Origin of the sequence: Corallococcus sp. AB038B (genome assembly GCF_003668955.1) — a bacterium.
In the GTDB taxonomy this organism is placed as follows: Bacteria; Myxococcota; Myxococcia; order Myxococcales; family Myxococcaceae; genus Corallococcus; species Corallococcus exiguus.
In genome coordinates, this window is sequence record NZ_RAWO01000015.1 from 137,699 (window position 1) to 161,282 (window position 23,584).

Consider the following 23,584-nt stretch of genomic DNA (forward strand, 5'->3'; position numbering starts at 1 on the left):
GAGTCAGGTGAGACTGCTGGAGGATATAGGCATCGCGGCTGGAGCGTGCGCCACCCGCGTGGATGCGGCGATACAGAACTGCGCGGCCCAGTACAGCAGCATGACGGCGTAGCCCAGGCCGGGCAGGGGCGTGACGAAGAGCCGGATGGAGAGCAGCCCATCGCTGGCGGAGAACAGCAGCGCGCCCAGGAATGCCAGCCATTGCTCATGCCGGGGAAGCTCCGGAGCGCTCATCATGGCCGCCGCGCGCCAGCCCATGGAGCAGATGACGGCGACATAGGCCGTCACCGGCGGCGCCATCCCGCCCAGGCCCGGCCACAGCGCCACGGTGGCGCCCACCGCCAGGAGCAGGAATGGCAGGGCCCGAAGCAGGGCCAGGCGCCGCGTCACGGAGACGAACGCGGCGGTGTAGCCCACGTGGGCCAATAGGAAGGCACCCAGGCCCGGAAGGAACAGGTCCGGGCTCACCTCCAGCAGCACGTCACCGAGCAGCGACAGCGCCAGCCCCGCGAAGATGAATCGCGCATAGCGCCCCCGCGCGGGCCACAGCCACAGCAGCAGGCACACCATGGGCAGCGCCTTGGTGACGAGCCGCGCCTCCCGAGGCCCCACGTCCATGACGAAGAGGAAGCCCACCGCGCTCGCGAGGCTCGCCGCCGCCAGGAGCTTCGTCCCACCTGTCCACGACTCGCGCATGGGGCGGCACCTTAATCCTTTGCATCAACGACATGGGACGGGACTCAGGTGAGTGCGCTCCATGTCTCCAGGGCTCGCGGACAGGTCAAGAAAGACTCGATTGCGTGAAGAATGTTTCCAGTAATTCCTTCCATCACGCAGCCCCGCTGAAGCATACGGACGTCCAGCGGCCCGGGCTGAAGCTTTGCCAGCCGGCCGCTGTTCCAATTCAAAGGGAGAATTCCATGCGTCTGCCATTCGCAGGTTCGCTTGTGTTCGCCGCGTTGATCAGCTGTTCCTCGCCACCACTGGAAGAAAGTGGGCCGGCCCCCGCGAACTCGCGCGCGGGTCTGACTTCACCGCAGCCTCAATTGCTTGCGTCCGCAACCAACACTCCCTCGGACGGACTGGCCTATGTGACCCTCACCGTCACGCCGCGCGACGTGAATGGTGAACCCCTGGGAACGGGACTCCATGTGGAGGTCCTGAGCAGTGATGGATCGGTCACGCTGGGCGGCACGGGGACCTCCGCCTGCACCGTGAACACGCCGGGCGCGACATGCCTCACGGCGGTGGACTCCGGCGCGGGGAGCTACGTCGTCACCGCGCGCAGCTCCACGGCGCTGACCGTGCCCACCACGTTCTCCGCCACCGTCACGGACGGCAGCGGCACGACCACGCTGCCGGACACGGCCTCCGTCACGTTCGACTCGGCGCTGTTCAATGGCAGCGCGGGCACCACCATCACCACTGGCACCGTCACGGTCACCTCCGGCAACGCGGGCGGCCGGAACCTCTACATCACCGGCGGCACCGTCACGTTCGACGCCAGCACGGTGGGCCAGACCTTCGGCGACGTCTTCATCACGGGCGGCACCGTGACGCACCTCCAGGCCACCAACGCCGCCATGTTCAAGCTGGACGTGCTCATGGGCTCCTGGAACCTGCTGGGTGGTGCGATCAACACCACCAACAAGGGCTACGGCATGACCTGCTTCGCCAATGGGTCCTGCAGTGGCAACGGCCTGGTCAGCTTCAGCCCCAATGGCGTGCCGTCGGCATCGCTCGCGGGCACCAGCAAGTTGTACGGCGCCAGCCACGGCGGCATGGGCTCCGGCAACTACCGCATGAACATCTCGCAGGCGAACAACAACCAGGCGGGCAACGCGGGGACGACCTACGGCGACTACCGCGACCCGAAGTTCCCCGGCGCCACCAATGACACGTACTCGGGCACCCACGGAGGTGGCGTGGTGCGCATCACGTCCACCGGGCCCTGCGTGCTGGGTGGTTCGGCCACTGTCGCGGCGTCCGCGTCGTTCAATGCGGCGGGCGGCTCCATCAACCTCCGCTGTGGTGCCATCGTCTCCACGGGCTGGACGGGAACCCTCATCGCGGACGGCGGCCAGGGCGCGGGGAACTCCTCCATCCCGCTGGGCGCGGGCGGTGGTGGCCGCATCGCCCTGGTCAGCACCGGTGATGCCGCGACGATGACGGGCGCGGTGAGCTACCCGCCCGTGAACCTCACTGCCCGGGTCCACGCTTTCGGCGGCGCTCCGGCCAACTCCAGCTACGTGGTGGGCGCCGGTGGCGCGGGCACCATCTTCCTGAAGCACAGCGGGCTGACCTACGGCGACCTCATCATCGCGAACAACTCGCCCGCGCATTACCAGAACGAGGGCACCACCCGGCTCCCCGCGCTGGCCGGCACCGTCACGGCGAACGTCACCGCGGGCGCTACCTCCATCCCCGTCTCCGTCGCCAGCACCATGTTCAACGCGACCTACTACGAGAACGCGGGTGCGCCGCTGAACTTCAACCCCGCGCTCACCCAGGTCACGACCCCGTCGTCCTCCGCCATCTACAACGGCGTGTTCGCGGGCGGCTGGCTGCGGCCGGACATCACCGCCGCGGGCGGTGCGCTGCTGGATCCGTCCAACCTGGTGAGCGTCACCACCAACGCAGTGGGCACCCTGACGACGAGCGTCGTGCCCGCCGGCGTCGCGTCCGGCGCGTTCTTCCGCAGCGTGGATGTGCTGGACCACCTGGACGTGCTCGGCAACGCCATCCTGGAGACCAACGGCGACATCCACGTCGTGTCCGGCAACACGACGAACTCCGGCGCGCCCACGATGACCGTGAATGGACTGGTGCTCTTCGACACGACAAGCGGCAGGACGGGCCGCATCGAGTACGCGGCCGGCGCGGTGAACGTCGTGCAGTCCACGCAGGCCATGCCGCCCCTTGGAGGCGGGACGCTTGTCGCGGACAACGTGACGGTGTCCGCGGGCTCGGTGACCGTGCCCGCCATCATCGCGTCCGGTGACGTGACTTTGAGCGGCGGCACGCTGGTCACCAACTCGCTCCAGGCGGCGCGCTACGCGCAGAGCGCGGGCACCCTCAAGCACTACCTGCCGCTGTTCAAGACGTCGCCGGCCGCCGCGCAGGTGTCCAGCCTCCAGATGACGCTCGCGGGGACCTTCAGCCTCACGGGTGGCGCTGTCGACGTCGCGGGCCTGGGCTACCCGGCGGCGATGGATGCCCAGGGCGCGCCGCAGACCCTGTGGGGCTTTGGCGCGACGGGGCCCTCATCCGCGACTGGATCGTCGGGTGGTTACGGCGCGGGGCATGGCGGTGTCGGTGGTGGGTACGCGGCCGGCGCGGTCCGGGGCATGGTCTACGACGACTACCGCGACCCCCGGTATCCGGGCGGAGCGGGAACCACGGTCGGTGCCTCGCCGTCGTACCTGGGCTTCCGGAGCCCTGGCGGTGGTGTCTTCCGGCTCAATGCCACTGGCGTCTGCACGCTGGGCGGGACCTCCCTCATCAAGGCGGGCGCGGTGACCACGGGCGCCCAGTACGGCGCGGCGGGTGGTTCCATCTCCCTGCGCTGCGGCGGCTTCGACACCACGGGCTGGAACGGCACCCTCACTGCCAACGGGGCGAATGCGTACAACTCCAGCTCGGTCGGCTCCACGCGCGCGGGTGGTGGCGGGCGTATCGCGATGGTGAGCACGGGGGATGCTTCCAGTTTCGTGGGGGCCATTGGCTATCCGTACCCCTCGACCAGCGCGCAGCTCCAGGCGCGTGGCGGCACGGGCATCAACGCCACGTACACCGACGGTGGCGCGGGCACGGTGTTCCTCAAGCACAGCGGCGTGGCGTACGGCCAGTTGATCATCAACAACAACAACCAGACGCACTACGCCACGGGCGGCTACACCCCGTTCGTCTCCATCGCGGGCACGGTCAGCAGCGCGGCCAATGCCGGTGACACGTCGCTCAGCGTCAACATCAGCAGCACGCCGCTCCACAACTCGGCCGCCTTCAACCAGCTGCTCGCTGGCATGTGGCTGCGTCCTGACACCAGCGTGAACAGCGGCACGCTGCCCGCGGACAACCTGGTCACGGTCGCCGGCAACACCTTCGTCAGCACCACGCAGTCGCAGTTGACGACGTCGCCCCTCCTGGCCCCGGTGGCCGCGGGCGCGAGCTTCAAGAGCGCCGACCTCTTCGACGTCTACAACGTCGTGGGTGGGGCCATCACCCAGACGAACGGCGACCTGTACGTCGTTCCGTAGCCGCTTCCTCCGGCCCGCCGCGCGACAGGGGTGGCGGGCCGGGGATGTACGTTTAACTCGGCTTAATTCAATTCGGGTGCGGCTCCGCGTGACTTGGGGAAACGACGTTTTCGTCCCCGAGGCCGCTCCCGATGATTCAGTTCTCGCGCTTCCTGCCCCTGGCCGTACCTCCTCGCCCGGAGCCCCCGCCCGCTCCGGCTGGGAGGGGCCCCACGCTCCAGCCCGCGCCCCGTCCGCAGCCGTTCGGGTCGACGTCCACGTTCGACGCCACGCCCGCGCCCGCGAGCAACCTGCACACGGAGCGGCTGGGAGACGGCAGCGCCAACTGCCTGGAGAAGGCGATGGGGCTGGCGCGGCCGGGGGACTCCATCGTCCTCATGCGTGACGCGAGCGACGGCGTGGGCCACGCCCTGGTGCGCAAGCCGGACGGCTCCGTGGTGGACCCCAACCACCCCACGGTGCGCTACGAGACGCTGGGCCAGTGGCAGGCGACGCACCCGCGCTACTCGCAGCCTGTCCCGGTGCCCGCGGGCAAGATGCAGCAGGTCCTCTCCACGCCTCCGGGGCCTCAGCGTGAAGCCCTCATCCAGAAGCTGGGGCTGTCTGGCGTGGCGGACCGCCAGGTGGCTGACGGCGAGCGCTGGGTCTTGCCGAACGGCAACATGAACATCCGGAGTGGGCCGGGCGTGACCTTCGACGACATCGGGGACCTGACGGCGGGCGACAAGCTGAAGGTGATTGGCCAGAACGAGGATTCGTCCTGGCTGAACGTGGAACTGGAGAACGGAACCCAGGCCTGGGTGAAGGCGTCCCTGGTCAAGGAAGAGGTCGTCCCGCCGCCGCCCTATGAGTCCCCCTTCCCCCAATGGATGGCGGACGGCACGCGCCCGCCCGATATCGAGATGCACGTGTGGAACGCGCTGCCGAAGGAGAGCCGCGCGGAGATCATCCAGACCGCCCGCGAGAAGGTGGTGGCGGAGAACTGGCCGATGCCGGAGTTCGACGTCAACGGCCCGCCGCCGCCCTCCTTCAGCTCCATGGCGTGGAGCCACCTGCCCTCGGAGAGCAAGCAGGCCATCTTCCAGCAGGAATGGCAGGCCGCCGTGAGCGAGCAGACCCAGAAGCTCTTCAGTGGTGTGCAATCCGGAGGCGAGGTGCTGGAGCACTCCTTCCTCGGCACGGACAGCACGCTGGGCCGTGGCAAGGTGGGCGAGTGGCGTGAGTTCGCGGTGAATCCCGACTCCGCCGCGCAGTACCTCAACCTCAACTCGATGCTGGGCGACGGCTGGCCCAGGGTCCACAACAACCTGTGCGGCCCACTGGCCGTGGGTGCGTCGATGGGGCTGTTGCCCCAGGAGGCGTTGACCCTCTTCGCGGCCTCCAGCGACACGAACGAGGGCTGGCTCAAAACCGGGGACCCGACCGGCAAGGACGACCTGATACCGATGTACGCGGCCGAGAACTGGACCACGGACTACACGTCGGGAAACCCGCTGTCAGAGGAGGACTTCGCGCGGTTCCTCGCCGACGGCAAGTCACTGGTCGCGTTGGTCAACATCAACCCGGACGGCGCGGATGGAATGCTGCGCGCCGGGGGCACGGCGTACTTCGTGAACGTCCGCGCGGTGGAGGAGAATGGCAACGGCGACTGGATGGTGCGCGTCTACAATCCCTACCAGAACCGCGAGGAGGTCTACTCGTGGAAGGACTTCAAGGCTTCGTGGACGCAGACCGAGGGCAATAACGCCTACGGCCTGCTTATCGCCACGCCGCCCCCGCCGGACGCCGCGACGTCTCCCTAACCCGGCGGCGGCGCCCCCAGCACCACCGCGGTGCGGCCCCGGCGCTGCTCGCGGACCCACTGCTTGGAGGAGTGGAGCTTGCGCAGCACGCCTCGCAGCGAGGGCTGCTGGCTGGCCATGAGCAGCAGATAGCTCCACACGGAGCTGCCCCGGCGGTTCAGCAGCGAATGGGCGAACTGCGTCGCGTCCTGGTTCACGTAGTTGGGGACGTTCTCGAACCACTCGGAGCTGCTGCGCGCCGCCAGCTGGATGGCCAGCAGGGAGGCGCGCCGCTCCTCGTCATACGCCTCCAGCGCGGTGGGCACGTCCGGCTGCGTTCGCAGCTGCCGCGCCAGCCCGATGGCGTCCTGCATGGCCAGCTTCGTCCCGGAGCCGATGGAGAAGTGCGTGGTGTGCGCGGCGTCCCCCATGAGCACCACGTTGTCGTGGTACCAGCGCTCGTTGGTGAGGCGCTTGAAGTTGAGCCACGGCGCCCGGCCCATGCCCTTCAGCTGGTTGAACAGCGACTTGCCCTGGAGCCGGCTCTGGAAGATGCCCTCCAGCTTCCGGAGCGTTTCATCCGGTCCCAGCGCGTCGAAGCCCAACGCCTTCCAGGTCGTCTCCTGGCACTCCACGATGCAGGTGCTGGTCTCACTGTTGAAACGGTAGCCGTGGAACCAGAGCCAGCCGGCGGGCGTCTCCTCGAAGGCGAAGGTGAAGGCGTCGAACACCTTGTCGGTGCCCAGCCAGATGTACTTGTTGCGTCCCTCCTCCACGTGCGTCTGGAAGTGATGGGCGTGGCGCTGGCGCAGCCGGCTGTTGACGCCGTCACAGGCGACGACGAGGTCCGCGTCCATGAACGCGGAGAGGTCCGTGACGTCGTGCTCGAAGCGGACGTCCACGCCCAGCCCCCTCGCCCGGCGGATGAGGATGTCCAGCAGCCGGTCCCGTCCCAGCGCGAAGCCATAGCCGCCAATGTGCGTCGCGTACCGGCCTCGCAGGTGCACCTCCTGCGTGTCCCAGCGCGCCGCGGCCTGGGCGATTCTCTGCGCGCTCACCGGGTCGTTGCGGAAGAGGTCGTCCAGCAGGTCATCCCAGAACACGACGCCCCAGCCATACGTCATGCCCTGGGGGTTGCGCTCGACGACGGTGACGTCGTGCCTCGGGTTGGACAGCTTCGCCAGGATCGAGAAATAGAGCCCGGCAGGGCCTCCGCCAACACAGACCATCTTCATCGAATCCCCCCAGCGCGCGAACGGCCCGGATGCTACCGGCCTGTCAGGGAAATCGACGCTGGTCGGAAGCGCTGTCTGTCGTTGCAGGCAGGACAGAAGGGCTGGGGGACGATTCAGGAGCGGACGGTGCGGCGGCCTGTCAGGGCATCGCCGCCCGGGCTCAGTGCCCGCGCACCGCGAAGATGGGATGGGCGAGCTCCCGGGGGAAGTAATTGATGGTCCCGAACTCGTCCCCCAGCTGGTCTCCGCCCACGGCCAGGGGATTGCCGTAGACGTTGCTCAGCATGTTCGCTTCCCGGGAAGTCCTCGTCAGCAGCGGGAGGTAGGGATGCTCCTCCTTGTAGACCGGGACGCACAGGTCATCGTCATAGCGGCGGATGTAATTGATGATCCACAGCCGGTTCATGCGCAGGGAGTAGACGGCATTGCGCCGCGGGTAGCCCGCGTCTTCATGGGACGTGAACTCGGCGATGTCCGGTTCGATGAGGTGCGCGTCGTGGCTCTTGTCCGCTTCGATGTTGCTTGGGTATTCCTTCAGGTGGAAGAGGAACAGGATGTCCGGCTGGGTTCCGGAGACGTCGTAGACCAGGTGGCAGTGGAAGAGGTCCGCGCGACTGAAGGTGACGGCGCACTTCGTCCAGAGGTGATTGCCGCTCTCCGCCCCGGCCTTCACCGCCTGGAAGAGGCTCACCACGAACGCTTCGATCTTCGGCTGCTTGAACAGGCGCCACTCGGTGCCGACCTTCGCGCCCCACTTGGAGATGTGATTCGCGACGGTCCTCTGCTGGCTGTCCTTCTGCCGGAGCCCCGCGGGGTTGCGCTGGGGTGGGCTGCGATTGCCATCCGCCTCCTGGTCCAGCGCGATGTCGGTGACGACCGTGCTGTGCGCCCCTCCCGCGAGCAGCGCGCAGACCGCGCCAACGTTCGCGTTGCTCAGGGCAGCCGTCAGCTCCGCGGGCGGCTTCGGTGGCGTCACCACGTGGACGTAGGCGCTGCTCGTGGACTGCTGCTTCAACAACCGGACGGTGGCTTCCTCGGCCATGGTGTGTCTTCCCTGAAAGGTGAAACGCGCATCATACTCCGAGTGAAGAGGATTTCCGGCCCGCGCGGCGGCGTCTCGCGCCCACGGACCCCGGGGGCAGGTGGAGGTGCTCGTCCAGGAACGCGAGGAAGGCCGCGAGCCGGCGGCCCGGTTCGCGCCCGGCGGTGTGGACCGCGTGCAGGTCGATGTCCGGCAGCGTGAAGCGGTCCAGCGCGGACACCAGGTGGCCGGAGGCGAGCAGGGCCTCCACGTCCCAGGTGGACTTGAGGATGACGCCCGCGCCCGCCAGGGCCCAGTCCTTCAGCACGCCGCCGTCATTGGCGGTCCGGTCCCCGGACACGCGCACGTGGAAGACGCGGCCGTCCTCGTCGCGGAACGCCCAGCTCGTCTGCGGCGCGCCCGGACGCGCGAGCACCAGGCAGTTGTGGCGCGTCAGGTCCGCGGGCTTGCGAGGCGGCGGGTTGCGGGCCCAGTACGCAGGCGCCGCGCACACCACGCGCCGGCCGGAGACGATGCGCCTCGCCGTCAGCCGAGAGTCCGCCAGCGGCCCGAAGCGCAGCGCCACGTCGATGCCCTCCTCGATGAGGTCCAGCACTCCGTCACTCAGCACCAGCTCCACGCGCACCCCCGGATGGAGCTGGAGGAATGCGTCCACCAGCGGGGCCACCCGCGCGCGGCCGAAGTCGTTGGTGGCGGTGACGCGCAGGAGGCCGGTGAGGGGACCTTCGCGCCCGCCCACTCCCGCCTCGCTCTCCGCCAGGTCGGTGAGGATGCGCTGACAGTCCGCGCGGTAGCCCTCGCCCTCGGGGGTCAGCGACAGTCGCCGTGTGGACCGGGCGAGCAGCCGCACTCCCAGCCGTGCCTCCATGCGCTGGAGTCCCAGCGTCACCGTGGAAGGCGCCACGCCCCGGGCACGCGCGACGGCGGACAAGCTGCCCCGCCGGGCGATGTCGAGGAACAGCTCCATCTCGTCGAAGCGATCCATTGTTCGAAACTATCGAATGCTGGTTTGCGTGGCGTGGCCATTGTTTCGGAGGCTCGCGGACCGCATACCCAGGAGCCTTCAGCCGTACTCCTCTTTTCCCAGGACACCCCATGCGCATCGAACTCACTGGAAGGACTGCCCTCGTCACCGGCTCCACGGCCGGAATCGGCCTGGCCACGGCGAAGGGGCTGGCGGCGGCGGGCGCCACGGTCATCGTCAACGGCCGCACGCAGGCGGCGGTGGACCGGGCCATCGCGGCGGTGCGCGAGGCGGCCCCCGGCGCCACGGTGAAGGGCTTCGCGGGCGACCTGAGCACGGGGGAGGCCACCACGGCGCTCGTCGCGGCGCACCCCCACTGCGACATCCTCATCAACAACCTGGGCATCTTCGGACCGAAGGACTTCTTCGATGTGACCGATGAGGACTGGAGCCACTTCTTCGAGGCGAACGTGCTGTCCGGCGTGCGGCTGTCGCGCGCGTACCTGCCGGGGATGCAGAAGCAGGGCTGGGGCCGCGTGGTGTTCGTCTCGTCCGAGTCCGCGCTGAACATCCCCACGGAGATGATCCACTACGGCGTCACCAAGACGGCGCAGCTGTCCGTCGCGCGCGGCCTGGCCAAGCGCATGGCGGGGACGGGCGTCACGGTCAACTCCGTGCTGCCGGGGCCCACCCTCTCCGAGGGTGTCCGCACGATGTTCCGCGAGGAGCACGAGAAGTCGGGCCGGTCCTTCGAGGACCTCGCCGTGGACTTCATCCAGGCGAACCGGCCCAGCTCCATCCTCCGCCGCCCGTCCAGCGTGGAGGAGGTGGCGAACATGATTGTCTACGTCGCGTCACCCCAGGCCTCCGCCACCACCGGCGCCGCGCTGCGGGTCGACGGGGGCGTGGTGGACTCCATCGCCTGAGCGCGACGAAAAAGGGCCCCTCCGGTCGCGGAGCCGGCGGTGGGGCGTCGCGTGTGCAACAGTGCGGGCAGCCGGTGGGGTTCAGGGACGGGCAGCTCTGGCGATAGTCCATCGCATCCCGCCCTGCGGCTGATTATGCCTGGGGACTCGACTCCCCGGGTGGGACCCCCAGGACTTCATGCCCAGCACACCCCATCACGACCCCGCGCCATCCCCTTCGTTGAGCGCGGTGGGACGCGCGTTACCTCCGCACTACGCCAGCCAGGAACAGCTCATCGCGGCGCTGCGCGACCTGTGGGCGACGAAGCACTTCAACCTGGAGCGGCTGGAGGACCTGCACCGCAACGTGCAGGTAGGCGGCCGGCACCTGGCGCTTCCGCTGGAGGAGTACCCGGCGCTCGCGACGTTCCAGCAGCGCAACGACGCGTGGATCCGCGTGGCCACGGAGCTGTCGGAGCAGGTGGCGCGCGAGGCGCTGTCGCGCGCGGGGCTCACGCCGAAGGACGTGGACCACGTCTTCTTCGTGACGGTGACGGGCATCGCCACGCCCAGCGTGGACGCGCGGCTGGTCAACCGGATGGGCCTGCGCGAGGACGTGAAGCGCACGCCCATCTTCGGCCTGGGCTGCGTGGCGGGCGCGGCGGGCCTGGCGCGAGCGTCGGACTACCTGCGCGCGTTTCCCAAGCAGACGGCGCTGCTCATCGCCACGGAGCTGTGCTCGCTCACGCTCCAGCGCGAGGACCTGTCCATCCCCAACATCATCGCCTCCGGCCTCTTCGGGGACGGCGCGGCGTGCGTGGTGCTGCGGGGCGCGGAGGCCCAGGCCACGGGCCCGCGCGTGGTGGGCTCGCGGTCGGTGTTCTACCCGGACACGGAACGGGTGATGGGCTGGGACGTGGTGGACACGGGCTTCAAGGTGGTGCTGTCCGCGAAGGTGCCGCAGTTGGTGAAGGAGCACATCCGGGGCAATGTGGATGGCTTCCTGGCGGAGCACGGGCTGACCCGCAAGGACGTGAAGCACTGGGTGGCGCACACCGGTGGTCCCAAGGTGCTGGAGGGCTTCGAGTCCGCGCTGGAGCTGGAGTCCGGCGCGCTGGAGCGTTCGTGGAACTCGCTGCGGCAGGTGGGCAACCTGTCCAGCGCGTCGGTGCTCTTCGTGCTGGGTGAGACGCTGGAGGAGGCGGACGCGAAGCCGGGCGACTGGGGCGTGGTGATGGCCATGGGTCCGGGCTTCTGCGCGGAGATGGTGCTGGTGCGATGGTGACCGGAACGCAGGCGTTGTTCGCGGGCTTCATGGTGCTGCTCGTCGCGGAGCGGCTGTTGGAGCTGGTGCTCTCCAAGCGCAACGCGGGGCTGGCCTTCGCGCAGGGCGGGGTGGAGACGGGGCAGGGGCACTACCGGTTCATGGTCGTGTTCCACACGCTGTTCCTCGTCGCGTGTGTCGCGGAGGTGTTCGGACTCCAGCGCCCCTTCTGGGGTGTGTGGAGTTGGGCGGCGCTGGCGGGCGCGGCGGTGGCGCAGGGGTTGCGGTACTGGGCCATCGGGACGCTGGGCAACCGGTGGAACTCGCGCATCATCGTGGTGCCGGGGCTGGCGCCGGTGACAGGCGGGCCGTACCGGTTCCTGCGTCATCCGAACTACGTGGCGGTCGTGTTGGAGTTGTTCTGCGTGCCGCTCATCCACGGGGCGTGGGTGACGGCGGTCGTGTTCACGGTGGGCAACGCGGCGCTGCTCTACGTGCGCATTCGCGCGGAGGAGGCGGCGCTCGGAGCGATGTACTCCGAGGCCTTCGCCCACCGTCCCCGCTTCATTCCGGAGGTTCGCCGTGGCTGACATCGAGATGGAGGCGGTGGCGGAGATCCGCCGCATCGCCCGGGAGGAGCTGGAGTTCGAGGGCGCGGTGGAGCCCGCGCACGACCTCTTGCGCGACCTGCACCTGGACAGCCTGGGGCTGACGGTGCTGGCGGTGGGCCTGGAGAACCGCTTCCGGGTGCTGCTGTCGGAAGAGGACGCGCAGGGCGTGCGGACGGTGGAGGACCTGGCGCGGCTGGTGGCGGCGCGGGTCGAGGCCGCGAAGCCGGACGTGGGAGTGCATCCGTGAAGGGGCCGCCCCTGCCGGCGCTGAAGCACGCCACGGTGAACGCGATGCTGAAGGCGACGTCGCACACGTCGCTGGGGCTGGTGTTCGTGGACGCCTCCGAGCACGAGACGTCCCTGCCGTGGGCCCAGGTCTACCGGCGGGCGAAGCGCGCGGCGGCGGGGCTGGCGCGGCTGGGCGTGCGTCCGGGAGACCGGGTGGCGCTGCTGTTGCCCACGTCGCCCGCGTTCATGGATGCGTACTTCGGCGCGCTGCTGGCGGGCGCGGTGCCGGTGCCGCTGTATCCGCCAGTGCGGCTGGGGCGGCTGGACGAGTACCACCGCTCGACGGCGCGCATGCTCCAGCTGACGGGCGCGGTGGTGGTGCTGACGGACACGCGCGTGCGGCTGCTCCTGGGGCCGAGCATGGCGTTGGCTCGGCCGAAGCTGGGCTGTCACACGGTGGACGCGGTGCTGCACGGCGACGAGGACCTGGAGGTGGAGGTGGGGCCCGACGCGCTGGGGCTCATCCAGTTCTCCTCTGGCTCGACGGTGGAGCCGAAGCCGGTGGCGCTGACGCACGCGGCGCTGGTGGCGCAGGTGGCGGCGCTGGAGGAGGCGATGCCGGTGGCACCGGGCGTGACGCCGGTGGGCGTGAGCTGGCTGCCGCTGTACCACGACATGGGGCTCATCGGCTGTGTGCTCTCGGCGCTGTACTACCCGGGCAGCCTGGTGCTGATTCCTCCGGAGACGTTCCTGGTGAAGCCGGCGCTGTGGCTGCGCGCGCTGTCGCGGCATCGGGGCTTCGTGTCGCCCGCGCCGAACTTCGCCTATGGGTTGTGTTTGAAGCGGGTGAAGGACGCGGACCTGCAGGGCGTGGACCTGTCCGGGTGGCTGCACGCGCTCAACGGCGCGGAGCCTGTGTCCGCGGACACGCTGCGCCGCTTCTCGGAGCGGTTCGAGAAGTGGGGCTTCTCCGCGCGGGCGCTGCGGCCGGTGTATGGCTTGTCGGAGGCTTCGCTGGCGGTGACGTTCCCGCCTGCGGGCCGGGGGCCGCGCGAGCTGGGCGTGGATTCGGACGCGCTGGCGCGTGAAGGGCAGGCGCGTGATGGGGCACGCACGCTGGTGAGCGTGGGCGCGCCGGTGGCGGGCTTCGAGGTGCAGGTGCGCGGCGAAGACGGCGCGGTGTTGCCGGAGCGCCAGGTGGGTCGTGTGTTCACGAAGGGGCCGTCGGTGATGCGCGGCTACTTCGAGGACGCGGAGGCGACGGCGCGGGCGCTGGTGGAGGAGGGCTGGCTGGACACGGGGGACCTGGGCTTCAGCGCGGACGGGGAGCTGTACCTGACGGGCCGCGCGAAGGACCTGGTCATCATCCGGGGCGCGAACCACGCGCCGCAGGCCTTCGAGGATCCACTGCTCAAGGTGGACGGCGTGCGCACGGGTTGCGCGGTGGCGCTGGGCTTCACGCCCGAGGGCGGCGAGGACGAGGCGTTGCTCATCCTGGCCGAGCGCGCGGAGCGGGGAGCGGACGTGGCCTCGGTGGAGGCGGACATCCGCGCGGCGGTGGTGGAGGCGACGGGTGTGCAGCCACACACGGTGCGCCTGTTGGAGCCGGGGACGCTGCCGCGCACGTCCAGCGGCAAGCTGCGAAGGAGCGAGGCGCTGCGGCGCTATCTGGCCGGAGAGCTGACGGCGCCGAAGAAGGTGGGCGCGGTGGGGCTCGCGGTGGAGATGGCGAAGAGCGCGCTGGCGATGGTGCGCGCGGAGCACGACTCGTGATGTGGCAGGACACGTGAAGCAGCACGACGTGGTCGTGGTGGGCGGAGGCCCGGCCGGTCTCGCGGTGGCCATCACCGCGGCACGGCGCGGGCTGGACACGGTGGTGCTGGAGCGCGCGTCCACGCCCGTGGACAAGGCGTGCGGTGAAGGCCTGATGCCCTCCGGCCTCGCGGCGCTGGAGCGGTTGGGAGCGCTCGCGCACCTGGACCGGAGCGACAGCTCACCGTTCGTCGGCATTCGCTACGTGCAGGAGGACGGCAGCACGGCGGAGGGAAAGCTGCCAGCGCCCGGTGGACTCGGAGTCCGCAGGCTGGCCCTGTCCCATGCACTGGCGACCCGTGCGCGCGAGGTGGGCGTCGACCTGCGCGAGCACACGCATGTCGTGTCGCACGTGCGCACGCCGGACGGGGTGACGCTGGAGACGCCCGTGGGCCGCGTGTCCGCGCGCTTCCTGGTCGCGGCGGACGGCTTGAACTCACCGCTGCGCAAGGCCGAGGACCTGGACGTGGAGCAGGACGTGCCCCGGCGCTATGGACTGCGGCGCCACTTCCGGCGCGTGCCCTGGACACCCTACGTGGAGGTGCACTTCGCCTCCGGCGTCGAGGCGTACGTGACGCCAGCGGGAGCGGAGCGCGTGGGCATCGCGTTCCTCTGGGAGGACGGAACGGTGCCGGGCCGCGTGGGCTTCGACGCGATGCTGGAGCGCTTCCCCCGCCTCGCGGAGAAGCTCACCGGCGCGGAGCCGGACTCCCAGCCACGCGGTGCCGGACCCCTGGCCCGCGTGGCTCGCACGCGCATCGCGGATCGCTTCGCCCTCGTCGGTGATGCCGCCGGCTACGTGGACGCGCTGACAGGCGAAGGACTCACGCTCGCCTTCGCCTGCGCGGAGTCCCTGGGCGCGCTCCTCCCGGACGCACTGGCGAAGGGCGCGGGCCGCGACACGTTGCTGCCCTACGAGCACACCTTCCAGCAGGTGTTCCGCAAGTACGCCTGGACCACGCACGGCCTGTTGATGCTCGCGCGCCGCCCGCGTCTGCGCAGGCCCGTGGTGCGCCTGCTGGGCCGAGCCCCCTGGCTCTTCGAGCGCATCCTCGCCGCAGTGGTGACGTGAACCGCCTGTCAGCTCGTTCCTCTCTCCCACGTCCGCGCGGCGGCCATCGTCCACGGAGCCGCGCATGCACTGGGTCGTCCAGAACAACCTTTTCAACGAGCAGGGCTTCCACACGTTGATGGACGTCCTGGCGCACGGCTCCATCCCGCACACCCTGGTCAAGGTCATCCCGTTCGGAGGCGGCATCGAGCCCGAGGTTCGTCCGTCCGACCCCGTCATCGTGATGGGCTCGCTCTCCCTGACCCGCTACGCGCGCGAGCAGGGTTGGACCCCCGGCGCCTTCATCAACGACCAGTTCGACTACCGCGTCTGGCGGCGGCACCTGGGCCCGTACCTGCTGAACGCAGAGGCCACGGTGCACCGGTTCGCGGACGTGCTTGTGCAGACGGGGCCGTTCTTCATCCGCCCCTGCCTGGACGACAAGGCCTTCTCCGGGATGCTCACGTCCTGGGACGCGTTCACCCACTGGCGCGAGCAGGTCCTGAAGCTCGACACGTACGCGACGGTCACCGCCGACACGCCGGTGGCCGTCAGCGCGCCCAGGCGCATCCAACGCGAGTACCGCATGGTCGTCGTGGACGGCCGGGTCATCACCGGTTCGCTCTACAAGCTGGGGGACCGCGTGGTGGCCTCGTCCCAGGTGGAGCCGGAGGTCCATGACTTCGCGCAGCGCATGGCGGAGACCTGGGGCCCGGACCGCGCCTACGCGCTCGACGTCTTCATGCACGAGGGCGAGTTGTTCATCGGTGAGTTCAACAACCTGAACTCGGCCGGCTTCTATGCCTACGACGTCGGCAAGATGGTGGCCGCCGTGGAGGCCATGCGGTTCTGAGCGTGCCGGACCTTCCGGGAGCGTGGCTGCTCCCGGAAAGCCCGGACCCCTGGAACCCGGACGCGGATCCGCACGGCCTGGCCCTTGTTCCACCGTCGCGCGCCGGGGACACTCGTCCCCATGGCATCTGGCCCCGCGGCTTCGCGTCCCTGGTTCGCGTTCTCCCTCGACCTGGCTCCGGCCGCGGCGAGCCGGCACCTGCACGGCCTGCCCCCCGTGCCCGACTTCCCCGAGGGCGAGCTCGCCGAGGCCCTGGACGTGGACGTCGTCTATGACGTGCACGTGCCCAACTGGGGCGGCCGGGTCGCACGCCTGGTGGATGCTCCCGGACACCGGCTGTCCGGGCGCCTGCGCCCCGTCGCCACCGAGTCCTGGCCCGTCCTCGCCCGTCTGGAGACCGCGCTCGCCCTGGCCACCGAGGAGCGTCCCGTGAAGGTGCGCACCGCCTCCGGCACCGTGGTGGACGCCCACGCCTTCACCCCCGCCGAGCGCAGCGCCTCCACGCAGGGGCCCGTCAGCGAGGCCTTCCTGATCACCCTCGCCGTCGCCGCCGAGCGCGCCCGCCTGCCTGCCGCCGTCGTCGAAAAACTCCAGGCCGAAGCCCGCATCGTCCATGCCGTCCAGCACGCCCGGCCCGACGGACACCGCCCTCCGCCCCCCTCCAAGTCCGGCATTAAGTGACAGCCGGGTCCAGCCGGACCGAAAAACGCCCTGCCTGCTGAGAAAAAGGGCGGAGTGACGCAACCGGGCGCCGTGTCACTCCGACGATGAACAAGAGGGGCCCTCCCCGCTCGTCACCCCCGCCGGCCCCGAGGACGTTCACCGCATGTCGCTGCGAATCCCGACGGGAGTCTCCACCCCGCGTCCCACGCCCGCGAATGCGGCTGTCCCCACCGCCGCGCCCGCGAACACCGCGGTGCCCACTGGGGCGGATGCTCCCGTCAGCGCGCCCGCGTCGAATGTCGTGGCGCCCACGGGGGGCAGCTGGAAGCGCTCCGCCACCAAGGAGGTGGCCATCTCCGACCTCCAGCAGAAGTTCGGCTGGACGGACGAAAGCTGGCAGGGGCGCCTGCTGCACGCGGCGGACGAGGGCGTTGATGGAAGCCGGGCCTCGAACGGCCAGGTGTCCGCGGCGGAGCTGGAGTCGTATCTCTCCGCGCCCACGGACGCGCAGTTCCTCACGTCCACGGCCATCCAGCAGCAGCGCGCGGCACTCGACGCGAAGCTTCAGGGGGGCGCGCAGTCCGCGAAGGTGGACAGCTTTGAGAGCCCCTGGCAGCAGTCCGTGGCGAAGCGCGCGGACCTCCTGGGCGGCAACGGCGACGGGGAGCTCTCCGCGGACGAGCTGACGGCCTACATCAACGCGTCCAAGGCGAACCAGGCCAAGGGCACGGGCACTGCGGCGAACACGCAGTGGGTGCCGGATCAGCAGATGGCCACCTTCCAGAGCCGCGTGGCGGAAGTCGCCGGCGAGGTGGATCCGCTCCAGGGCGTGGGCGGAAGCGGCGCGACGCCCGGCCTGAACATGGTGAAGGAGTACTCACGCACGCTCATGGACACGGACAAGAACGTGCCCACGTTCGTGAGCTACATGCTGTCCGCGGCGGACGTGAAGGAGACGCCCGCGGACGTCAGCCGGCTCAACAGCACCTTCGTGCGCGACCCTGAGCTGAAGCAGGGCGGCGTGGTGGACTCCGACTACAACAACACCGGTTTCGACCGGGGGCACATGAAGCCGGCCGAGGACTCGCCCACGCAGGCGGCGATGAACGAAAGCCACTACATGACCAACATCGCGCCCCAGCACGGCAACCACAACCAGCAGGTGTGGCGCACGCTGGAGCGCGGCGTGTCAGAGATGATCAAGGAGACCGGCGGCAAGGCCTACATCGTCACGGGCAACCTGTACCTGGACGACAAGGGCAAGCCGCTGCCGCCCGAGTCCCTCCAGACGACGGGCTCGAAGGCGGACCGGCAGATCGCGGTCCCCACGCACAACTTCAAGACGGTCCTGCTGGAGCTGCCCAACGGCAACCTGTCGATGTTCGCGTACATGGTGCCGAACGCGAAGGAGGGCCCGTCCAAGAAGGAGGACATCCTCCCGCTGCTCCAGCAGTCGCGCGTGCCGGTGGACCAGATTGAAGGCCTGCTGGGCCAGGACCTCTACGCGCAGCTGCCCAAGGGCGTTCAGTCCAAGCTGGAGAAGGACACGTCCGCCGCGGGCGTCTTCCAGCAGCAGAGCCTCTACGAGTCCGCGACGCTGCTGCGCGCTCCCTGAGCATCTGTCGGGGGCCGCACACGCTGGCGGTCTTTGCCCGCCACGGTGCGCGCTCCATGGGCGCCGGGCGCTGGATACGAACCTGGAGGAGGTCGTCGCGCTGTCGCGAGACTTCCTCGGCAGGGTGCCCCCGTAGTGGGTCTTCGGAGACTGGTCTTTCTGAGAGGCGTTGAGAGGAATTAGGCTGCCCGCTTTCCTCGCGGATGTTGGCGAGAGAGGGGGACGTCATGGGTTCGCTGAAGCTGTCGCTGGAAGCAGGAGCTCCGAAGCGCCTGGAGCTGACGTGGGGACTGTTCTGGAAGAACTTCGAGGTCCGCTTCGATGGCCGGCCCATCGGAAGCGCACCCGACGCGGCGGCGCTCAAGGCGGGGGTGGAGTTCCGCCTGCCGGATGGCAGCGCGCTTCAGGTGAAGCTGAAGCAGACCTTGAGCGTGCTGCGGGATGGCGTGCCGGTTCCTGGCTCGGACGGGGATCCCGAGCAGCAGATGCGCTCGGCGGGGAACCTCCTGTACTTCCTCGCGGCCCTCAACGGCGTGCTGGGCGTGTTGGGGATGGTCTTGACCAACGATGTGCTGGAGCAGCTGGGGATGGGGTTTGGCGCGGTGCTGTTCGGCGCCATGCTGGGCGTGCTGGGCGTCTTCACGCATCGGAGGACCCGCTGGGCGCCCGCGGTGGCCATCGGGCTCTACGTGCTGGATTCGCTCCTCACCTTCATCGACGCGGCCGAAGCGGGAACCCGTCCAACGGGCGGGCTCCTCATGCGCGCGTTCATCATCTTCACGCTCTACCGTGCCTTCAAGGCGAGCGGGACTCCGGCTCCGAGTGCGCAGGGCGGGCCGGGCGTCTCACCGCAGATGTGAGGCTCGCGGGAGGGCTCAGCGCCGCACGCGGTACCGGAGCCACACGATGCCGGAGTCGCGGCGCTCCACGTGGGTGAGCTCCAGCGCGGCGCCCGCGCCGGTGGAACCCTGGGGCCGGTCGAAGAGGGTCGGAGTGCCGGGCAGTCCGTCGGCGGTGGGGTGCACGAGGAGGCTCACCTCGTCGATGAGGCCCGCGGCGAGGAATGAGCCGTTGATGCCACCGCCGCCCTCCAGCAGCACGGTCTTGATGCCGAAGGTGTCTCCGAGCTTCTCCAGCACGCGGCCGAAGTCGATGTCCTGCTTGCCGCCGAAGACATAGGAGACACCGCGCTCGCGCAGGTGGGCGAGGTGCGCGTCGGAGACGGACTCCGTGAGCACGACGACGAGGTGATCATCGTCGATGGCGCCGGACTCCCAGTTCAGCTTGCCGTGGGCATCCAGGGCGATGGCATGGGACTCCGCGTCCTTGCGAGCGACGAAGTCCGTGCGGGGCAGGGGAGATGCCGGAGCGGGCTTGGGCACGTCCCCTTCGGCGGCGAAGTCTTCCATGGTGATGCGGCCGCACATCCAGGCGTCCGCGTCGAAGGTGTCAGCGGTGCGCTCGTATTCACCGCGCATCGATGCCGGGTCGGGCCAGTGCTTGACGACGATGCGCCCGTCGATGGACGAGATCATGTGGCAGATGACATGGGGCTTCATCGGGTGGCTCCGGAGCACGGCCCGCCTTCAGGTGGCGGGCGGCGGAGCGCGGATGGTTCCCGAGGCGCCACGGCCTGTCGAACCGATTCCGCGCCGGTCCGTTCACAATCCCGCGAGCCGCTACTGCGTCGCGCCGGGTGAGTCGGAGGCCTCGGCGGTGGAGGCTTCCTTCGACGGAGTGGACTCCCCGGTCTCCGGCGTCTTGAGGGGCTCGGGTTCCGTCTTGCCCACCCGGATGACCACCGGGCCGGATCCAGTGGGCTGGGTCGAGAGCCGGCTCCTTGTGGGCGTCGGACCAATTCCCACGTAGGCGCAGCCGACCAGGGCGAACAGCGAGACGGCGGCAATCAATCGGCGCATGAGACAACCCCCGGGACAGGATGGAACGCACGCGCATCCAAGCGGACGTCCTGGTGGGAAGTCCAGCCACGGTGGTGTTCAGCCGGTGGCCGTCGTCCGGGTGAACTCCATCACCCAGTTGGTCTCCCAGGTCTCTCCATCGAGGGAGAAGGCCTGTTCCCAGCGCGCCCGATCGTTGCCCAGGCGGGTCCAGTGGAACACGACCTGGACCGGGCGGCCTCCTTCGGTGTCCTCACCGTAGAAGCGGCCGTGGTCGCCGGTGAATCCTCCGTGCACGGGTGGCTGGAGCACCGCGTGGCGACTGTCGACCCAGTGGATGGACCAGCGGCGCTCCCGCGCGTCGAACAGGCGCAGCGCCATGCCGGAGAAGCCCCGCTCGAAGACGGTCTCCTCGACGTTGGACAGGCCGCCCAGGTGGGGCTGGCAGCGCATCCTGGACGTGAACACGTCCCAGTCGTCGCTGCCCGTCAGCCGTTGCTTGAGCTTCCGGTTCACGCACGTCCATTCGCCCATGAGGAAGTCGAAGTCGTGCACATCGCCCGTGGGCAAGGGGGGAAGGGGCTTCATGGTGCGGATCCTTTCAGCGCAGCTCGGAGCGTGCGGTGGGGGACAACGTCAGGTGTTCGAGCGGCGCGCTCAGCCACGGTTGGAGCGGATCCGCCCACCCCTTCGCCGCGGACCGGCGTCGCGCATCCGGAGACACAGTGAGCCAGGCGAAGACATGCTCACCCGTGCGCACGGGCAGGGCAGGGAATGTGTTCTCCGCGGGCTCGGTCTGGAACAGCGCTTTCGGTGGGGCGCCCAACTCCGTGAGCACCGGGCGCACGTGTTGTTCGAAGCAGGCCATGAGGGCTTCATCGGCGGGAGCCTTCAGGTAGCAGAGCGTCATTTCCACCCGGGAGTCCGGACGCGCGTCCTCTCCCGGTGGTGGTCGGGGCGTGCCTGGATGCACAAGGCCCGTGTCTGGCCGCACTGGCCGCAGGAGGAGGACATTGTCGGAGTCCTGCATGGTCACGTTCGCGGCGTTGCGGTGCTCCTTCCACACCGGGCCGCCGTAGAACGCGCTCAGGGCCTCGCGCCGTGAAGCCATGTCGCGGAAGCCTCGCAGCCACACGAACCGGTCTGGACGGTCCTCGTCACGGAACTGACCGACGAGGTGCATGCCCGTGGCTTCCTGCGACTCGATGAAGGCTCGTTCGAAGAGCGAGATGAGGGCGTCCCGCTGACCGGGATGCAGCGTGTACTGGCGCAATTCGAGGACCGAGCAGCATGCAGACGGAGACGGAGACGGCATGGGCGCTTCTTGCCAGGGAACTGGTAGGGTCATGAAGACCACTTTCGCCAGAACCGGCCATACCAGTTGAAGACCTCCACCGGCGTCGCATCATCGCTCCTCTTGCGGCTCGATTCGCGAAGTCCCACGCCGCTCCATGAGCAGCTCTTCGAAGGCATCCGGGCGCGCATCCTCGCGGGGGCGCTGGCTCCCGGGCTGCGACTTCCCTCCTCCCGTCAGCTCGCCACCGAGCTGGATGTGGCCCGCAGCACCGTCCTCCAGGCGATGGACGCGCTCACTGCGGAGGGCTACCTCGTAGCCCAGGCGGGCTCCTGCACACGCGTCGCACCCGAGCTGCCCATCCTCTCCGGAGACCGAAGCCGTGAACCCGGGCTGCCTGCTGCCGCACGTGCCTCAACCTCTGGGAAGGGGCCTCGGCTTGCTGCCTCCACACGGGCGTTGAAGGCCTCACCGGTCGGTGCTCCGCGTCTCGGAGCCGCGCCTCGCGCATTCCGGCCGGGTGTGCCCGCGCTGGACCTGTTCCCCACCGCGCTCTGGGCCCGCACGGTGTCTCGCGTCCATGCTCGCGCGAGCACGGGGTTGCTCGACGGGGGTGACCCTTCGGGCCATGCGCCACTGCGCGAAGCCGTCGCCATCCATGTGTCCGTGTCGCGGGGCGTGCGCTGCTCCCCGGAGCAGGTCTTCATCACGGCGGGCACCCAGCAGGCCTTCGATGAGGTCCTCCGGCTCGCGCTGAATCCGGGTGACTCCGTCTGGGTGGAGGACCCTGGCTATCCCGGCGCCCGTCGCGCCGTGCTCTCCGCTGGAGGACGGCCAGTGCCCATCCCCGTGGATGGGGACGGACTCGACGTGGGCGAGGGCCTGGCTCGCGCACCTCGGGCTCGGGTCGCGTTGGTGGCGCCTTCGCACCAATACCCGCTGGGCGTCACGCTGAGCCTGGCGCGGCGGATGGCGCTGCTCCAGTGGGCCGAACGCACCCGCTCGCTGATCATCGAGGACGATTACGACAGCGAGTTCCGCCACCGCGGCCGTCCCTTCACCGCGCTCCAGGGACTCGATGACGCCGGCTGCGTGGTCTACGTGGGTACGTTCAGCAAGTCGATGTTCCCCGGCCTGCGCCTGGGCTTCCTCGTCGTGCCGCCGTCGCTCGTGGACGTCTTCTCCGCCGCGCCCGCGCCCGCCTCCACGCTGGAGCAGGCCGCGCTCGCGCTGTTCCTCGCGGAGGGCCACTTCGCCCGTCACCTGCGCCGCATGCGCGCGGCTTATCGGGAGCGCGGCGAAGCCCTGCTCGAAGCCCTGTACGCCGACTGCTCGGGCGTCCTCACGCCCCGTCCCTGTGACACCGGCATGCAGGTGTGCGCGTCCCTTGCCGTGCCGCTGTCCGACCTGCGCGTGCGCGATGAGGCCGCGCGCCTGGGTGTGGAGGTCGCGGCCCTGTCCGACTACTTCCTTGGCCGGCGTCGCGAGTCCGGCCTCATCTTTGGCTTCGGCGGCGTGCGCCCGGACGCGCTTCGCGAAGGGACTCGCACGCTGGCCCGGGCACTCGAAGCCGCGCGCCTCCGCCCTCCCCAATTGAAAGGACGCACCCGATGAGCGCCCCCCTCCCCGTGAAGCTGACCGTCACCCACCGCTTCAAGGACTCCGCCCGGCGCGTCTTCGATGCCTGGATCCATCCCGTGAGGGCCAGTTGCTGGCTCTTTGTCTCGGCGCCGGAGAGGTCGCTGGTGCGCGCGGAAATCAATGCGCGGGTGGGCGGCCGGTTCTGCTTGTCGGACCTGCGCGACGGCGAAGAGGTGGAGCATGTGGGCGAGTACCTGGAGGTCGAACAACCGCGCCGGCTGGTGTTCACCTTCGCGGTGCCGAAGTACTCGGAGGCTTACGACCGGGTGACGGTGGACATCGTCCCTGACGGAGAAGACTGTGTGCTCACCCTGACCCACGAGATGGGCCCGGACGGCGAGAAGTGGAAGGACAGCACCCAGAAGGGGTGGTCCAAGATGCTGGCGGCGCTGGACTCGTGGCTGTACGAAGCCCCGGCCACCATCCAGTTGCACTGACATCCCTTCCCGGGCGTGGGCCGTCTACGATGGC

Annotated in this window: 22 protein-coding genes; 14 read left to right on the forward strand and 8 right to left on the reverse strand. The window is 69.5% G+C overall.

Annotation, left to right across the window (positions count from 1 at the left end; all coding sequences use genetic code 11):
- Positions 1–3: 3 nt before the first annotated feature.
- Complete coding sequence (locus D7Y04_RS37165) at positions 4–696, reverse strand: lysoplasmalogenase (RefSeq protein ID WP_121762394.1); 693 nt, start codon at positions 694–696, stop codon at positions 4–6.
- A gap of 395 nt (positions 697–1,091) precedes the next feature.
- Here D7Y04_RS37165 and D7Y04_RS37170 point away from each other — a divergent pair, with 395 nt between their 5' ends.
- Together D7Y04_RS37170 and D7Y04_RS37175 are read left to right on the forward strand one after the other, a co-directional pair.
- Positions 1,092–4,256 carry a hypothetical protein gene (locus D7Y04_RS37170; protein ID WP_121762395.1) on the forward strand — a complete coding sequence of 1,055 codons (3,165 nt, stop codon included), beginning with the start codon at positions 1,092–1,094 and terminating at the stop codon, positions 4,254–4,256.
- A gap of 131 nt (positions 4,257–4,387) precedes the next feature.
- Positions 4,388–6,058, forward strand: coding sequence for an SH3 domain-containing protein (locus D7Y04_RS37175; protein ID WP_121762396.1), 1,671 nt, complete (start codon positions 4,388–4,390; stop codon positions 6,056–6,058).
- Here the strand turns inward: D7Y04_RS37175 and D7Y04_RS37180 are convergent.
- From D7Y04_RS37180 to D7Y04_RS37190, 3 genes are all read right to left on the reverse strand, one after another.
- A complete protein-coding gene (locus tag D7Y04_RS37180; RefSeq protein WP_121762397.1) occupies positions 6,055–7,272 on the reverse strand; it encodes an FAD-dependent monooxygenase in 1,218 nt (405 codons plus the stop codon). The two genes, D7Y04_RS37175 and D7Y04_RS37180, sit on opposite strands and share 4 nt — an antisense overlap.
- 160 nt (positions 7,273–7,432) lie before the next feature.
- Positions 7,433–8,314, reverse strand: coding sequence for a hypothetical protein (locus D7Y04_RS37185; RefSeq protein WP_121762398.1), 882 nt, complete (start codon positions 8,312–8,314; stop codon positions 7,433–7,435).
- 31 nt (positions 8,315–8,345) lie between these two features.
- Positions 8,346–9,299 carry a LysR family transcriptional regulator gene (locus D7Y04_RS37190; RefSeq protein ID WP_121762399.1) on the reverse strand — a complete coding sequence of 318 codons (954 nt, stop codon included), beginning with the start codon at positions 9,297–9,299 and terminating at the stop codon, positions 8,346–8,348.
- Positions 9,300–9,409: 110 nt separating this feature from the next.
- Between D7Y04_RS37190 and D7Y04_RS37195 the strand changes: the two genes are divergently transcribed.
- The 10 genes from D7Y04_RS37195 (at position 9,410) to D7Y04_RS37240 (ending at position 19,140) form a co-directional block, all read left to right on the forward strand.
- On the forward strand, positions 9,410–10,204 hold the full coding sequence (locus D7Y04_RS37195; protein ID WP_120594477.1) for an SDR family NAD(P)-dependent oxidoreductase: 795 nt from the start codon (positions 9,410–9,412) through the stop codon (positions 10,202–10,204).
- Positions 10,205–10,382: 178 nt separating this feature from the next.
- On the forward strand, positions 10,383–11,468 hold the full coding sequence (locus D7Y04_RS37200) for a type III polyketide synthase (protein WP_121762400.1): 1,086 nt from the start codon (positions 10,383–10,385) through the stop codon (positions 11,466–11,468).
- A complete protein-coding gene (locus D7Y04_RS37205) occupies positions 11,462–12,037 on the forward strand; it encodes an isoprenylcysteine carboxyl methyltransferase family protein (protein ID WP_121762401.1) in 576 nt (191 codons plus the stop codon). The genes D7Y04_RS37200 and D7Y04_RS37205 overlap by 7 nt, the downstream gene beginning before the upstream one ends.
- A gap of 7 nt (positions 12,038–12,044) precedes the next feature.
- Entirely contained in the window at positions 12,045–12,305 is a 261-nt protein-coding gene (locus D7Y04_RS37210) for an acyl carrier protein (RefSeq protein WP_217276085.1), read from the forward strand.
- A complete protein-coding gene (locus D7Y04_RS37215; protein WP_121762403.1) occupies positions 12,302–14,059 on the forward strand; it encodes a fatty acyl-AMP ligase in 1,758 nt (585 codons plus the stop codon). The genes D7Y04_RS37210 and D7Y04_RS37215 overlap by 4 nt, the downstream gene beginning before the upstream one ends.
- A 13-nt stretch (positions 14,060–14,072) precedes the next feature.
- Positions 14,073–15,170, forward strand: a complete 1,098-nt coding sequence (locus tag D7Y04_RS37220) for an NAD(P)/FAD-dependent oxidoreductase (protein ID WP_120594497.1) — start codon at positions 14,073–14,075, stop codon at positions 15,168–15,170.
- Between the two features lie 64 nt (positions 15,171–15,234).
- Positions 15,235–16,002, forward strand: a complete 768-nt coding sequence (locus D7Y04_RS37225; RefSeq protein WP_121762404.1) for an ATP-grasp domain-containing protein — start codon at positions 15,235–15,237, stop codon at positions 16,000–16,002.
- Between the two features lie 120 nt (positions 16,003–16,122).
- Positions 16,123–16,683, forward strand: coding sequence for a gamma-glutamylcyclotransferase (locus tag D7Y04_RS37230; RefSeq protein ID WP_120594471.1), 561 nt, complete (start codon positions 16,123–16,125; stop codon positions 16,681–16,683).
- Positions 16,684–16,828: 145 nt separating this feature from the next.
- Complete coding sequence (locus D7Y04_RS37235; protein WP_121762405.1) at positions 16,829–18,280, forward strand: DNA/RNA non-specific endonuclease; 1,452 nt, start codon at positions 16,829–16,831, stop codon at positions 18,278–18,280.
- Between the two features lie 227 nt (positions 18,281–18,507).
- A complete protein-coding gene (locus tag D7Y04_RS37240) occupies positions 18,508–19,140 on the forward strand; it encodes a hypothetical protein (protein ID WP_121762451.1) in 633 nt (210 codons plus the stop codon).
- 15 nt (positions 19,141–19,155) lie between these two features.
- On the opposite strand, the gene D7Y04_RS37245 is transcribed toward D7Y04_RS37240, so the two are convergent.
- The 4 genes from D7Y04_RS37245 to D7Y04_RS37255 form a co-directional block, all read right to left on the reverse strand.
- Positions 19,156–19,839 carry a RibD family protein gene (locus D7Y04_RS37245; RefSeq protein ID WP_121762406.1) on the reverse strand — a complete coding sequence of 228 codons (684 nt, stop codon included), beginning with the start codon at positions 19,837–19,839 and terminating at the stop codon, positions 19,156–19,158.
- Between the two features lie 120 nt (positions 19,840–19,959).
- On the reverse strand, positions 19,960–20,199 hold the full coding sequence (locus D7Y04_RS44200) for a hypothetical protein (protein WP_147454460.1): 240 nt from the start codon (positions 20,197–20,199) through the stop codon (positions 19,960–19,962).
- A gap of 78 nt (positions 20,200–20,277) precedes the next feature.
- Positions 20,278–20,766 (reverse strand): hypothetical protein, encoded by a 489-nt coding sequence (locus D7Y04_RS37250; protein ID WP_121762407.1) that lies wholly within the window; start codon positions 20,764–20,766, stop codon positions 20,278–20,280.
- A 13-nt stretch (positions 20,767–20,779) separates the two neighbouring features.
- Entirely contained in the window at positions 20,780–21,493 is a 714-nt protein-coding gene (locus tag D7Y04_RS37255; protein WP_121762408.1) for an NIPSNAP family protein, read from the reverse strand.
- Between the two features lie 66 nt (positions 21,494–21,559).
- On the opposite strand from D7Y04_RS37255, the gene D7Y04_RS37260 reads away from it, so the two are divergent.
- Positions 21,560–23,086, forward strand: a complete 1,527-nt coding sequence (locus tag D7Y04_RS37260; RefSeq protein ID WP_121762409.1) for a PLP-dependent aminotransferase family protein — start codon at positions 21,560–21,562, stop codon at positions 23,084–23,086.
- Positions 23,083–23,550 (forward strand): SRPBCC domain-containing protein, encoded by a 468-nt coding sequence (locus tag D7Y04_RS37265; RefSeq protein ID WP_121762410.1) that lies wholly within the window; start codon positions 23,083–23,085, stop codon positions 23,548–23,550. The genes D7Y04_RS37260 and D7Y04_RS37265 overlap by 4 nt, the downstream gene beginning before the upstream one ends.
- Positions 23,551–23,584: the final 34 nt, after the last annotated feature.

Bases quoted from the DNA above. Each gene is read 5' to 3' on its own strand.
- D7Y04_RS37255 (WP_121762408.1), bottom strand. From the start codon at position 21,493: ATGCCGTCTCCGTCTCCGTCTGCATGCTGCTCGGTCCTCGAATTGCGC.
- D7Y04_RS37200 (WP_121762400.1), top strand. From the start codon at position 10,383: ATGCCCAGCACACCCCATCACGACCCCGCGCCATCCCCTTCGTTGAGC.
- D7Y04_RS37245 (WP_121762406.1), bottom strand. From the start codon at position 19,839: ATGAAGCCCCATGTCATCTGCCACATGATCTCGTCCATCGACGGGCGC.
- D7Y04_RS37185 (WP_121762398.1), bottom strand. From the start codon at position 8,314: ATGGCCGAGGAAGCCACCGTCCGGTTGTTGAAGCAGCAGTCCACGAGC.
- D7Y04_RS44200 (WP_147454460.1), bottom strand. From the start codon at position 20,199: ATGCGCCGATTGATTGCCGCCGTCTCGCTGTTCGCCCTGGTCGGCTGC.
- D7Y04_RS37250 (WP_121762407.1), bottom strand. From the start codon at position 20,766: ATGAAGCCCCTTCCCCCCTTGCCCACGGGCGATGTGCACGACTTCGAC.
- D7Y04_RS37205 (WP_121762401.1), top strand. From the start codon at position 11,462: ATGGTGACCGGAACGCAGGCGTTGTTCGCGGGCTTCATGGTGCTGCTC.
- D7Y04_RS37210 (WP_217276085.1), top strand. From the start codon at position 12,045: ATGGAGGCGGTGGCGGAGATCCGCCGCATCGCCCGGGAGGAGCTGGAG.
- D7Y04_RS37190 (WP_121762399.1), bottom strand. From the start codon at position 9,299: ATGGATCGCTTCGACGAGATGGAGCTGTTCCTCGACATCGCCCGGCGG.
- D7Y04_RS37235 (WP_121762405.1), top strand. From the start codon at position 16,829: ATGTCGCTGCGAATCCCGACGGGAGTCTCCACCCCGCGTCCCACGCCC.
- D7Y04_RS37180 (WP_121762397.1), bottom strand. From the start codon at position 7,272: ATGAAGATGGTCTGTGTTGGCGGAGGCCCTGCCGGGCTCTATTTCTCG.
- D7Y04_RS37175 (WP_121762396.1), top strand. From the start codon at position 4,388: ATGATTCAGTTCTCGCGCTTCCTGCCCCTGGCCGTACCTCCTCGCCCG.
- D7Y04_RS37195 (WP_120594477.1), top strand. From the start codon at position 9,410: ATGCGCATCGAACTCACTGGAAGGACTGCCCTCGTCACCGGCTCCACG.
- D7Y04_RS37165 (WP_121762394.1), bottom strand. From the start codon at position 696: ATGCGCGAGTCGTGGACAGGTGGGACGAAGCTCCTGGCGGCGGCGAGC.
- D7Y04_RS37230 (WP_120594471.1), top strand. From the start codon at position 16,123: ATGGCATCTGGCCCCGCGGCTTCGCGTCCCTGGTTCGCGTTCTCCCTC.
- D7Y04_RS37240 (WP_121762451.1), top strand. From the start codon at position 18,508: ATGGGTTCGCTGAAGCTGTCGCTGGAAGCAGGAGCTCCGAAGCGCCTG.
- D7Y04_RS37225 (WP_121762404.1), top strand. From the start codon at position 15,235: ATGCACTGGGTCGTCCAGAACAACCTTTTCAACGAGCAGGGCTTCCAC.
- D7Y04_RS37265 (WP_121762410.1), top strand. From the start codon at position 23,083: ATGAGCGCCCCCCTCCCCGTGAAGCTGACCGTCACCCACCGCTTCAAG.